Consider the following 12,638-nt stretch of genomic DNA (forward strand, 5'->3'; position numbering starts at 1 on the left):
CGAAAAAGATCAGAGTTTCGGCAAGATTCAGCGGCCTGCGGACTCAATGAGCCGAATCAACACGATACCAGTTATTCATACGTGCCCTGAACCATGTGCGCTGACGTTTGGCAAACTGGCGCGTCGATATTCCTGCTTTTTCCCGCGCTTGATCAAGCGTCAGTGCTCCGGTCAGGTATGCCATCAATTCCGGTACGCCGATGGCCTTACAGGAAGGGAGCACAGGATTGTAACGATCCTGCATGGCCCGAACTTCATCAAGCGCGCCCTGATCCAGCATCTGGTCAAATCGTCGGAAGATACGATTTTGCAGCCAGGTTTTGTTGACATCAAAAACGATTGGAACGCATTCGCTGAGGGGCAAAACCGGGTCAGGAGTTTCGCTTTGCCAGTCCGCCAGCGAACGGCCCGTGGCCTGCAAAACTTCCCAAGCGCGTTGTACACGCATGCGGTTTTGTCTGTCGATTCGGTTGGCGGTCGTTGTGTCGAGGTCAGCCAGAAGCTGGATCAGACTCATTGCGTCCGCAATATCACGTATCTCGGGCGGAGTGGCCGGGATATCGACCAATCCTTCGGTCAACGCCAGAAAATAGAGCCCCGTCCCCCCAACGATAATCGGGCGTGCGCCGTTCGAAAGCAGGGGGGTCACCTCACGCAACCAGTGGCCGGCGGAATAGGAGACGTCATAAGGCACATGACCATAAAGTCGATGTTGGGCTTGCGCCTCTTCTGCGGCTGTAGGACGGGCAGTGATGACGCGCCAGCAATCATAAACCTGGCTTGCATCAGCATTGACGATCACGCCGCCGTGGCGTTTTGCGATTTCTAGCGCAAGGGCCGATTTTCCTGACGCGGTCGGACCCGCGATGAGAACCGGTTTGTCATCGGGAATCGCAGGCAGGTTTTCGAACAATTTTGCCGCAAAAGCCGCCACCATTTGTTGTACGCCTCATTCCTTGTGATGTTGCATTGAACCTGATCGGCTTTTGCTTCATTTTGCGCCGGAAATAAACCGGTGCCGCAGCGGAGCGCAACATGACCTCTTCCAACATCCAAGCAACTACCCCGCAAACGCAGACCAAGTTCAAGCGGGTCATGCTCAAGATTTCGGGGGAGGCGCTGATGGGGGACCAGGGATTCGGCCTGCATCCACCGACGGTTCAACGAATTGCCGAGGAAGTGAAATCAGTGCACGATCTGGGTGTCGAAATCTGCATGGTGATCGGCGGCGGTAATATCTTTCGCGGCCTCAGCGGCTCGGCGCAGGGGATGGAGCGAACGACGGCGGATTACATGGGCATGCTGGCCACCGTCATGAATGCGCTGGCCATGCAATCTGCACTGGAAGGGCTGGGTGTGTTCACTCGGGTCATTTCGGCCATTCCGATGGATCAGGTCTGTGAACCTTATATCCGCCGTCGCGCGGTACGCCACCTGGAGAAAAAGCGGGTTTGCATCTTTGCTGCCGGAACTGGAAACCCCTACTTCACCACAGATACCGCCGCAACGCTGCGTGCGAGCGAGATGAGTTGCGAAGCCATTTTCAAAGGTACCAAGGTTGACGGAGTCTACGACAAGGACCCAGCCAAGTTTGACGATGCCAAGCGCTACGACACCGTGAGTTATGACGATGTGCTGGCTAAGCGATTGGGAGTAATGGACGCATCGGCCATTGCGCTAGCTCGGGACAACAGTTTGCCGATCATCGTCTTTTCGCTGGACGAACCTGGTGGGTTCCGGGGTATTCTGGCGGGTGAGGGGACCTATACCCGGGTTCAGGGCTGATCTGCACCAATCAGCAAGCTGTGAGCCGGGATAGTATTGGTTTTGGTTCATTTTGTTGCATGACTGCCCGCGAAAAACTTGGCGATGGCCGCCACAATCTTCCATTGGGAACTGCACACGTGGGCGATCAATGCGGTTGTTGCGCTGGCATTAGTTTTTTAGCTTCTTAGCTTAAATCACTGGCTGCCGCTGACAACGCGTTCGGTGTTTTATCCGTTGTTCGGAGAGGCGACCTGGGGTCCGCTGGGACACATCGTCGACGTACTGGCGGTATTCGCGACCATTTTCGGCCTTGGATCAGGTGGTGTCGGGAACCGGACAGGCACTAGAATGATGCGGCTTTGGAGCTGAAAAAGTTCAAGATGTTCGAAGCTTTCCCGCTAACCGGGTTTTTGTCCTTCGCGGGTATCATTTTGGTGGTCATCTTCTTTGCCACCTCGTCTGACTCGGGTTCATAGGTGATCGACACGTTCACAGCGGGCGAGACCGACGCGCCAACTACACAACGGGTTTTCTGGTGTATTCTAGAAGGGGTAATCGCTGTTGTTCTGCTGTTGGACGGCGGATTGGGGGCATTGGAAGCGGTCGCTATTGCGACTCGCTTTCCGCTTGCCATCGTTTTGGTTTTGATGTGCCTGTCCATCCTCATCGGTTTGATCCGAGAAAAGCACGAACTTTGATCATTCGTTGATATCCTCTGAAAGCTCCGGCAATTCGCCGGGGCTTTTGCGGCTTGGGCGCTTGACCTGCATCGATGTTACGGGCTAGCTATCACCGTCTTTCGGACCACGAATTTTGTCCGAAAGACTGCTAGTGTTCCCTCAACTCAAACATAGGGGCCACAGCTCGGCTGGAAGACCTGCCATGTTGTCGGAGTTGTCCGAAATCATGTGCGGGCAAATCTGCGAGACGTGGAACATGATTGAGGAGAACATTTGCAATGAGCACTCTGGATATCGAATTCGTCAGAGCCCAGTTTCCCGCATTTTCCGAACCGAGCCTTGAGGGGCAGGCGTTCTTCGAAAATGCAGGCGGGTCTTATACATGTAAACCTGTGATCGACCGGTTGACGCGGTATTACACTCAACGCAAGGTCCAGCCCTATGGTCCATACGAGGCAAGCCGCCTTGCCGGGGCTGAAATGGACGAGGCCCGGACGCGGATGGCGGCTCTGTTGGGGGTTGAGACTGATGAGCTGAGCTTTGGCCCGTCGACTACGCAAAACACCTATGTGCTGGCGCAGGCGTTCCGTCAGTGGATGAATCCAGGTGATGCGATTGTGGTAACAAACCAAGATCATGAGGCCAACTCAGGCCCGTGGCGGCGGCTTGCGGATGATGGCATCGAGATCAGGGAATGGCGGATCGATCCGGATTCGGGATCGCTCGCCCTTGAGGACCTGGAAAGGCTTCTGGATTCAAAAGTTCGTTTGGTGTGCTTTCCGCATTGTTCGAACGTGGTGGGTGAGATCAATCCTGTGGCCGATATCACCGCGGTTTGCCACGCCGCCGGGGCTTACGTATGCGTCGATGGCGTTTCCTATGCGCCTCACGGTTTTGCCAATATCGGAGAGCTTGGCCCCGACATCTATCTGTTCTCGGCTTACAAGACCTATGGGCCGCATCAAGGTTGCATGGTGATCCGTCGAAGGCTGGGCGAGTTACTGCCCAACCAGGCGCATTTTTTCAACGCCGACGTTCTGTACAAACGGTTTACTCCGGCAGGGCCGGATCATGCGCAGATTGCAGCCAGCGCTGGCATGGCAGATTATGTCGATCTGCTGTGCGATCATCACGGAGGCCCTACCTCGAACGCGGCTGACCGGGGGGCGTATGTTCATGACCTGATGCGGGCTCACGAGATTGCGTTGTTGCAGCCGCTTTTGGATGCAGTAAAAAATCGAAATGCAGTTCGCCTGATCGGGCCCGACGCGGCGGAGCGGCGAGCGCCAACCGTCGCAATAGCACTGAACAGTTCGGTACACGCGGCAGCTGAAGGGCTTGCCAAGCTCAACATAATGGCAGGTAGTGGTGATTTTTACGCGGTCCGCCCGCTTCAGGCAATGAACATTGATCCGGATACTGGTGTCTTAAGGCTAAGCTTCACGCACTATACGTCTAAGAACGAAATCGACCGGTTGCTGGAAGCTTTGGATCGCGTTTTGTGATGGCGTTCCGCTGCCGCGCGTTTCGGCAAATCGTAAGATATGAAGCGCGCACGGATCAGCTTTCAGCTCCACTGCCACCGCGCGAAAACTTCCTGCTGATTCAGTCGTTCTGTTGGCTATTAGAAGGATAAATCCACACTCATCCACTCTCCGTTTGAGGTTAAAAAAAGTAGAAAAGACAAATCTTGCCAGAAATCCAATCTCCTTCTAGCCTGTTAGCACTTCGCAGCGGGGAGAGCGGATGGTCCTGACATCGACTGAAGGGCAGGAGAACCTGCCGCGATACTTCACTCAAGTCATGAAAATGCTGGATGGCATGAAAGCCGGCCGGTTGGACATTGGATTGCCAGATGGGCGCGTGTTTCGGGCCGAAGGAACGAAACCGGGGCCAGTTGCCCGGATCGACATTCATCATCCAGATGTGTTTGCGCGACTGATACGCGAGGGCGATCTTGGATTTTCGGACGCCTATCTTGATGAAGAATGGAGCACGCCTGATCTGAGATCATTCATGGATCTGGTCAATCTCGACAATGAAACTGTTTATGACGGGTTTCCCGGTCATTTCCTGGCGCGGGCCTATGAGCAATTTCGGTTCTGGCTGCAACGCAATCACAAGCAGCAGGCGAGAAAGAACATCTCGTACCATTATGATCTGGGCAATGATTTCTACAGCCTCTGGCTTGATGAAACGATGACGTATTCCAGTGCGATTTTCGAAACCGGGCAGGAAAGTCTGGAAACAGCACAGACGGCCAAATACGCCAGTTTGGTCGACGAAATGGGGGCCAAACCTGGAGATCATATTCTGGAAATTGGCTGTGGATGGGGGGGGTTCGCTGAATACGCAGCCAAGGAGCGGGGGTTGCGTGTGACGGGACTGACAATTAGTGAAGAGCAGTTCAGCTATGCATCGGAACGTATTGATAATGCAGGACTTTCCGATCTCGTTGATTTTAAGATGCAGGATTATCGTGACGAGAAAGGTTCGTATGACGGTATTGCATCAATCGAAATGTTCGAGGCGGTAGGGCAAAAGTACTGGCCGGTTTATTTCAATGCGTTGCGCGATTGTCTGAAACCCGGAGGATCGGCCACGTTGCAGATCATAACCGTCGCGGACAAACGTTGGGAAATTTATAGGAACAGCATCGATTTCATTCAGAAATACATTTTTCCCGGTGGAATGTTGCCCGCCCCTGCCGTCCTTCGCCAACAAATTGACGGGGCGGGGTTGTGTTTTGTGCGGTCAAAGGAATTCGGCAAAAGCTATGATTTGACCCTTCGCCGCTGGTACGAGACCTTCAATGACAGGTGGGATCAGATTTCCGCCATGGGGTTTGATGAGCGTTTTCGCCGCATGTGGAATTTTTATCTCACCTCCTGCGGCGCAGCCTTTGACACCGGCATTTGCGATGTGACACAGATCACAGTTGCCAGACCGAACTAAAGCCGGATACCGCTCATGCCCACAGCTTCTCGTCTTGTCGCAGCCCTTTGTCTGGCCGTGCTCGCATTTGTCGTGTCCGGGCAGATCATTGATCAAGCTCCAGAAGGCACTAATTTCGGAAAATTCACCTACGTGAATATTGGCTTGGGGATCATTTGTGGTTGGGTCATCATGGGTCGGCGCGCGGGCCGGGGCGCCACCTGGGCTATCAACAATGGCCTGACAGGAATGGCCGCGCTGGTGTTCTGGGGACTGTTCGTTCAGGGAACCAACGAAATGTTCAGGCTTGCCATGCGGCACCGTTTTGACGGCCCGTTCGAAGCTGTATTAGCGATCTTTACACTAGGAGTCGAATTCGGGCAGCAGTTGCTCGTGCCGCATATCATCTGGACGTTACTGATTGGCGGTGTATTGTCTGGAGTGCTTACTGAGGCGGCCTGGAAACGCTGGCGGTAAACGCGGTCATAACCACTGAAAGCTCGAATCTGTGACTGAACTGTTTTTTTACGGAACGCTTCGCTTTGCGCCATTGCTGGAACGTGTGCTGGGGCGGGACTTGGCAACCATTGATTTAACACCTGCGTCACTGGGAGGTCACGCGGTATACGAAGTAAAAGACCAAGTCTTTCCCGTCATTATTGAGGAGCCAGAGGCACAGGCTGAGGGAGTGTTGGTTCGGGGGTTGTCAGAAGAAGACATTCAGCGCCTGGTTTTCTACGAGGGCGGCTTTGCCTATGATCTGGAATCCCGCAATTTGCGGCTACCCAACGGCTCGCAGCAGAATGCCCAGATCTTTTTTCCTGAACCAGGTCGCTGGTCGCGTGGAAATCGTTGGTCGTTGCAGCAATGGGTGGATCAATGGGGAGAAATGACCTTATATGCGGCAGAGGAGGTGATGGCCTATTTTGGTCGTGCAACCTCCGAGGAGATCGACAGGAATTTTGGTGCAATCCGAATGCGGGCCTGGGCGCAAGTGGCCGCGAAGAAACGACGCACGGGTGATCTGCGGGATGTCAGTCGGGATGTAGTTCTGCATCGACGGAACTACCCGTATTTCGAGTATTTTGGCATGCAAGAGGTTCTGCTTCAGCACCGGCAGCACGATGGCACCTTGGGACCGGTAATCAGTCGAAACTCCCTGATGACAGGGCAGGCTGCGGTTGTTTTGCCTTACGACCCGATCCGGGATACGGTGCTGCTAATCGAGCAATTCCGTGCACCTGTCTACATGATTGGCGATCCGGAACCCTGGGTATGGGAGCCCGTTGCGGGCATGATTGACCCTGGAGAGACGCCCGTGGAAACTGCACTCCGCGAGGCGCTGGAGGAGGCTCACATCGCTTTGGATCGTCTCGAATATGCGGGGGGCGCCTATTCCTCAACCGGATCGTCAACCGAGTACGCACATTTGTTTGTAGGATTAACCGACCTGACAAAGACCGCAGACAATGGTGGTCTGGCCTCGGAAGGTGAGGATATCAGAAGCCGCATTCTTTCATTTAAGGAACTAATCGAAATGGTCGATAGCCACCGAGTTAAGAATTTGCAGCTTTTGACATTGGCGCATTGGTTGTTTCGAAACCGAGAGAGATTGCGTGAAGTGAATTAGCAGAGGTCATTTCAGACCGCTTGAGATTGCGCGGGGGCAACGCTACATCTGTTCTCCAAACTGACCGAAAGAGGGACCTATGCGCATTGCACGCGACCTGGCGGATGCCGTCGGAAAAACACCATTGATCCGGCTGCGCCGCGTCAGCGAGGAAACGGGCTGCGAAGTTCTCGGCAAGGCCGAGTTCATGAACCCCGGTCAGTCGGTCAAGGACCGCGCCGCATTGTTCATCATACGTGATGCCATCGCGCGCGGAGATCTGAAACCCGGTGGCACGATCGTCGAGGGAACGGCGGGCAATACTGGCATCGGGCTGGCTTTGGTCGGAGCGTCGATGGGATTCAGGACAGTGATTGTTATTCCCGAGACCCAGTCGGAAGAAAAAAAGGATATGTTGCGACTGGCCGGCGCGCAGTTGGTGCAGGTGCCCGCCGCACCCTATCGCAACCCCAACAACTTTGTGCACTATTCCAGGCGTCTAGCAGAGGAGCTTAACAAAACTGAACCCAATGGTGCGATCTGGGCCAACCAGTTCGACAACCTAGCCAACCGTCAGGCGCATGTGGAAACAACGGGCCCTGAAATATGGGAGCAAACCGACGGCAAGGTTGACGGATTCATCTGTGCCGTGGGATCGGGTGGAACGCTGGCCGGCGTGGCAGAGGCGTTGCAACCAAAGGGCGTCAAGATCGGTCTTGCAGATCCGATGGGTGCTGCACTCTACAGTTATTATACCACCGGCGAATTGGCGATGGAGGGGGGGTCCATCGCCGAAGGTATCGGCCAGGTTCGGATCACGCGGAATCTCGAAGGGTTCAAACCCGATTTTACCTATCAGGTGCCGGATGCCGAGGCGTTGCCATACATCTTCGATCTGTTGCGCGAAGAGGGGCTGGTGATGGGTGGGTCGACAGCGATCAACATCGCGGGTGCTGTCCGCATGGCAAAAGACATGGGGCCGGGCAATACGATTGTGACCGTTTTGTGCGACTATGGAACCCGCTATCAATCGAAACTGTTCAATCCGGAATTCTTGCGTGAAAAGGAGTTGCCGGTTCCTGATTGGATGACTGAAGCGCCCCGCAGTATTCCGGGTGTGTTTGAGGACGTATGATGTCCTGGCTAGGCCGGAATCTGTTCGGGGCAATTGCAATTCTGGCGTTTGGCTTGTTCAGTCTGGCCGAAGCGCAGCTGTCGGAAACTCAGTCCGAATACTATCGTGGGTGGGTCAAGACGGCGGATCGTGCGGAAGGCGTTGTTAAGGCCGACCGGGCTTCGAACGCAGCGATGGAAAACCTGCGGACTGAAATCAGTACTTACCGGGATGCGTTCAATAAGGCCCGCAGCGCCAATACAGACCGGATTCATACACTTGAAAGCCAGATCAAAGCTCTTGGTCCGAAACCCGAAGACGGGTCTGAAGAACCACCAGATATTGCGCGGTTGCGCACCCACTTGGAAAATCAACTAGACAAGTTACGTGTTCCGAGGATCATTTCAGAAGAGGCTTACAATCGCGCAAACGGGCTAATCAACGAGATTGACCGCATTATTCGCGAGAGACAAACCAAAGAACTGCTGTCTCGCGGCCCGTCGCCGTTAAATCCGAAATACTGGCCGAGTGCCTGGGCCGATATCAGCAAGGCGTCGCATGCTCTGGTCAACGAAATCCTTACCAATATCAGGACCGATGTCGCGCGTGAACGGTTTCAGGAGCGCGCGCCGGCCATTGTAATTCTTGTTCTCATCGCGTTTGTTCTTTTATGGCGCGGTAAACGGTGGGTCGAAAGGTTTGGTGCCTATCTGCGCTCTCTCGGCGGAAGCGGCTCAGGTGTTTGGACGTTTGTAGTATCGCTTTTTCGTATCTTTTTGCCATGGGCGGGTGTTTTGTGTTTGACCACAGCTGTGTCATTGAGTGGAATCATGGGGCTGCGTGGCACACTTTTACTTGAAAAAGTTCCATACTGGGCAGCAGCAATCCTCTATTTCGACTGGATCGGACGCCAAATTTTCCTGATGGGATCGTCCAATCATTTCCAAAGACTTTCAGCGGCGCAGATTAGCGAACTTCGGGTGCATATTGGGCTTCTGGCCGTTTTGCTGGTTCTGCATGATCTAGTGAATCTCTTCGAACAGATCGAAAACATTTCTGATGCCACACGCGCTGTCGCCGGTTTTCCAGCCATTGTGGCGACCTCTCTGGTTTTGTTGCGGATGCGGCAGATTCGCCAGAGCGAAGTACTCGACAATGACGAGGGTGTAAAAACATCGGTACGCGCCGCTGGCTTCAGCCAATTGATAGAAACCTTGCGTCGCGGTCTGTTCCTGCTTGGTATTGCCTCACCAATTCTAGCGGCCTTGGGCTATTCCAATGCCGCTGAAGGGATCGTGTTTCCTGCGGTAAAGACATTAGCTTTGATCGCGGCATTCGTTATTCTTCAACGCTTTATGGGAAGCGTATACGGGTGGATAAGCGGGCAAGGCGATTCTGCGAAGGATTCGCTCTTTACAGTGCTAATAGGGTTTTTCCTGTCGATCATGGCGCTTCCGATCCTTGCGCTGTACTGGGGTGCCCGCGAAGCCGATCTGCGAGAACTTTGGTCTCGCATGCTGTTGGGATTGGACATCGGTGGTATCACGATCTCACCCAAAAACTTCCTGACATTCATCGCTATATTCGCAATCGGGTTCGGTCTGACACGACTGCTGCAGGGCGGGTTGCGGAACTCCCTTCTGCCCAAAACCAAGATTGATCCGGGAGGCCAGAACGCCATTGTCGCCGGAACGGGGTATGTCGGAATCTTTCTGGCCGCCCTGGTGGCGATTACTGTTGCGGGTTTCGATCTGTCCAATCTGGCAATTGTTGCCGGTGCGTTGTCCGTTGGTATTGGCTTCGGGCTTCAGACGATTGTCTCGAATTTTGTTTCTGGCATCATTCTTCTGGTCGAACGCCCTATTTCCAAAGGCGACTGGATCGATGTCAATGGAATGATGGGGTATGTGCGTGACATCTCCGTTCGCTCAACGCGGATTGAAACTTTTGATCGTTCCGATGTGATAGTCCCGAATTCGGATCTGATCAGTGGAGTTGTCACAAACTATACGCGTGGAAACACAGTTGGGCGCGTCATCGTTCCGGTTGGCGTTGCCTACGGGACAGATACTCGCAAAGTTGAAAAAATTCTTGGCGAAATCGCCAATGCGCACCCAATGGTTCTGGCCAACCCTGCACCCAGCGTCGTGTTTCAGAGGTTCGGTGCGGACTCGCTGGATTTCGAAATTCGCGCGATTTTGCGTGACGTGAATTGGATGTTGTCGGTGAAATCCGACATGAATCACGAAATAAACCGGCGCTTTGCGGAAGAAGGCATCGAAATCCCGTTTGCGCAGCGCGATGTCTGGCTGCGCAATCCGGAAGTCTTGCAACACCGGGATAGCCCTTCGCCTGATCCCACCAGGGACGAAACTGAACCGGCCAAGGGGACGGCCCAGACCAAACCAGCTCAAATGACAGAGGTCGACATGGAGGCGGGGGAGGGTGATGAACACTGAACTCTTATTCCGCCAGGACGCCTATATGCGTCGGGCCACTGCTCACGTAACTGGTTTGACCGAGACAGGAGGAATTATACTTGATCGAAGTCTGTTCTATGCAACGGGCGGTGGTCAACCAGGAGATGCGGGGCGTCTGATCTGGGGCGCTGAATCTGCAGATATCCGAACAACTGTCAAAGGCGAGGGTGACAGTATCGTTTTGGTGCCGACGGACGTCAGCCCATTACCGCCGGTTGGGGCTGAGATCCGGCAGGAATTGGACTGGGAACGACGTTTTGGCCACATGCGGGTTCACACCGCACTACATCTTTTGTCTGTAGTGATTCCTCTGGATGTGTCCGGAGGGGCGATCGCGGCCCAAAAGGGGCGACTGGATTTCGATATGCCGGAGGCGCCGCAGAACAAGGAAGCGCTCGAATGTATGTTGCAGTCGCTGATCGACAGAGATCTGCCAGTAACCGAGGATTGGATCACGGATCAGGAACTGGATGCCAATCCTGGTTTGGTCAAAACGATGTCCGTTTCTCCCCCCAGAGGAGCCGGGAAGATCAGACTGGTTAGAATCGGTCAGGGAGACCAGCAGATCGATCTGCAGCCCTGTGGTGGCACCCATGTGGCTCGAACTGCCGAAATCGGGCGTATCAGGCTGGGAAAGATAGAGAAAAAAGGCAAACGAAACCGGCGTGTCTACTTGCATCTTGATGAATAAACACTGGAATCTACCCTTGCAAATTCCAATCCAATCGTCCAAATAACCCCGGCATGGAGAGGTGGCCGAGTGGTCGAAGGCGCACGCCTGGAAAGTGTGTAGGCGGGAAACCGTCTCCAGGGTTCGAATCCCTGTCTCTCCGCCACCCAGACCCCGAACAATTATCTGTTTGCCTGCGCGCTTTCCAAGCCTCTGAAACGGCGTGGTATTTGCCGCCGTTTCCTGTTCTTCTTGAGTTTATGCGCCGGTTCTCCGGGCTGTTTTGGGGCGTGTTTGCGCGCCGGTCTTTGCTGCCGGGAGGCCGGGTGAGTTTGGTCAGGAACAGGGAAATTCTGCTTTTTTGAGGCTAGTAACAGGTCGAAACCGAGGATTGGCGGCTGCCGCCTTGGAAACTATCGTGTGATTACATGGGCTTGCGATGGATAAAATCCACTTTCCTGTTAAAGCGCAATAACAGGTGATTTAGTGGCGATAACAGGTGAATTAGTGGCAATAACAGGTGAATTAGTGGCAATAACAGGTGGTTTCAGGTCCATGCCGGGTGCATGTGGTTGTCCATTGTCAGGGTGCGGAATGCGCTTCGGGTGCCAGCGGGGAGCCAAACAGGTGGTGCTGATCGGTCCAGGCATGTGGGATGCCGTGCTTCATAAGCCGGGCGAGGGTCATTTCTTTTGACTGCCGGCCCTCGAGAATTGCCTTTTGCAGATCAGGGGCAAGAAAAGCCAGACGGTTGAGGCGGCGGCGATGTGGTGTGGGCGGGGCAGCCTCGAGGATCGGTGCTCCAGATATATCCCGGTCCAGCATTGCATCGGCATCCCGCAGGGCGCGGATCAGGGTTGGATCGGGGCGGGGTGCGTTGCGGCTGCCAGCCTCGATCTCGGTTTGTGCGGTGTGGCTGGACGAAGTCGTGATCATGATCCGTGGCAAGAAGCACTGGTTGTGGCATGCGATCGCCGCCAATGGCGACGTGCTCGACATTCTCGTGCAAACTCGCCGAAATGCCAAAGCTGCAAAGCGCTTCTTCAGAGGGCCGGTTGCCAAATTCGGCGAACCCAGGGTCGTTATCCCGCTCTCGTGACATTGCATTCGCAATGCACTGCCGGGCGATGGACAAACTGCGCAGCTATGTCAAACCGATCAAAACACTGGCACCGGACGCTGACCATCGCACCCACAAAGGTCTCAACAACGCGATCGAAGTCTCGCACTGAGCAACCCGCAAAAGAGAGAAGCTATTCGGCAAGTTCAAGTTTCACCTGCAGGCTCAGAGATTTCTGTCCGCGCATGACCAAATCAACCTGATCTTCCGTCCCCGCCGATATCAACTCAACGCAAACTCATACCGCCACGCTCGTTCCGACGC

The 12,638-nt window shown here is 54.4% G+C and carries 12 protein-coding genes, 1 tRNA gene and 1 pseudogene; 12 read left to right on the plus strand and 2 right to left on the minus strand.

What is annotated here, in order from left to right; all coding sequences use genetic code 11:
- Positions 1-43: 43 nt before the first annotated feature.
- Positions 44-937 (minus strand): tRNA (adenosine(37)-N6)-dimethylallyltransferase MiaA, encoded by an 894-nt coding sequence (gene miaA, locus AC2FNB_RS11935; RefSeq protein WP_496746549.1) that lies wholly within the window; start codon positions 935-937, stop codon positions 44-46.
- A gap of 98 nt (positions 938-1,035) precedes the next feature.
- Here miaA and pyrH point away from each other — a divergent pair, with 98 nt between their 5' ends.
- The 11 genes from pyrH to AC2FNB_RS11990 all read left to right on the plus strand — a co-directional run bounded on the left by pyrH (position 1,036) and on the right by AC2FNB_RS11990 (position 11,420).
- Positions 1,036-1,785: a UMP kinase gene (gene pyrH, locus AC2FNB_RS11940; RefSeq protein ID WP_480750561.1), complete on the plus strand. Its 750-nt coding sequence runs from the start codon at positions 1,036-1,038 to the stop codon at positions 1,783-1,785.
- Between the two features lie 204 nt (positions 1,786-1,989).
- The gene (locus tag AC2FNB_RS11945) at positions 1,990-2,136 is read left to right on the plus strand and encodes a BCCT family transporter (protein WP_496746551.1); all 147 of its coding nucleotides are present in this window, start codon (positions 1,990-1,992) and stop codon (positions 2,134-2,136) included.
- A gap of 107 nt (positions 2,137-2,243) precedes the next feature.
- Positions 2,244-2,465 (plus strand): BCCT family transporter, encoded by a 222-nt coding sequence (locus AC2FNB_RS11950; RefSeq protein WP_496746553.1) that lies wholly within the window; start codon positions 2,244-2,246, stop codon positions 2,463-2,465.
- 260 nt (positions 2,466-2,725) lie between these two features.
- Positions 2,726-3,952, plus strand: a complete 1,227-nt coding sequence (locus AC2FNB_RS11955) for an aminotransferase class V-fold PLP-dependent enzyme (protein WP_496746555.1) — start codon at positions 2,726-2,728, stop codon at positions 3,950-3,952.
- A gap of 241 nt (positions 3,953-4,193) precedes the next feature.
- Positions 4,194-5,402 (plus strand): class I SAM-dependent methyltransferase, encoded by a 1,209-nt coding sequence (locus AC2FNB_RS11960; protein ID WP_480750563.1) that lies wholly within the window; start codon positions 4,194-4,196, stop codon positions 5,400-5,402.
- Between the two features lie 15 nt (positions 5,403-5,417).
- Positions 5,418-5,858, plus strand: a complete 441-nt coding sequence (locus tag AC2FNB_RS11965) for a TrgA family protein (protein WP_496746557.1) — start codon at positions 5,418-5,420, stop codon at positions 5,856-5,858.
- A 31-nt stretch (positions 5,859-5,889) separates the two neighbouring features.
- Positions 5,890-7,011, plus strand: coding sequence for an NUDIX domain-containing protein (locus AC2FNB_RS11970; protein ID WP_496746558.1), 1,122 nt, complete (start codon positions 5,890-5,892; stop codon positions 7,009-7,011).
- Positions 7,012-7,090: 79 nt separating this feature from the next.
- Entirely contained in the window at positions 7,091-8,125 is a 1,035-nt protein-coding gene (locus tag AC2FNB_RS11975) for a cysteine synthase A (RefSeq protein ID WP_480750566.1), read from the plus strand.
- Positions 8,125-10,563 (plus strand): DUF3772 domain-containing protein, encoded by a 2,439-nt coding sequence (locus AC2FNB_RS11980; RefSeq protein ID WP_496746560.1) that lies wholly within the window; start codon positions 8,125-8,127, stop codon positions 10,561-10,563. Before AC2FNB_RS11975 ends, AC2FNB_RS11980 begins: the two co-directional genes overlap by 1 nt.
- Positions 10,553-11,275, plus strand: coding sequence for an alanyl-tRNA editing protein (locus tag AC2FNB_RS11985; protein WP_496746562.1), 723 nt, complete (start codon positions 10,553-10,555; stop codon positions 11,273-11,275). The genes AC2FNB_RS11980 and AC2FNB_RS11985 overlap by 11 nt, the downstream gene beginning before the upstream one ends.
- A 55-nt stretch (positions 11,276-11,330) precedes the next feature.
- Positions 11,331-11,420, plus strand: a tRNA-Ser gene (locus AC2FNB_RS11990).
- A 416-nt stretch (positions 11,421-11,836) separates the two neighbouring features.
- On the opposite strand, the gene AC2FNB_RS11995 is transcribed toward AC2FNB_RS11990, so the two are convergent.
- The gene (locus tag AC2FNB_RS11995) at positions 11,837-12,190 is read right to left on the minus strand and encodes a hypothetical protein (protein ID WP_496746564.1); all 354 of its coding nucleotides are present in this window, start codon (positions 12,188-12,190) and stop codon (positions 11,837-11,839) included.
- On the opposite strand from AC2FNB_RS11995, the pseudogene AC2FNB_RS12000 reads away from it, so the two are divergent.
- A pseudogene (locus AC2FNB_RS12000) lies at positions 12,171-12,638 on the plus strand (IS6 family transposase); the annotation flags it as partial. The gene AC2FNB_RS11995 and the pseudogene AC2FNB_RS12000 sit on opposite strands and share 20 nt — an antisense overlap.

It is taken from the genome of Ruegeria sp. BHSB058 (genome assembly GCF_059613285.1).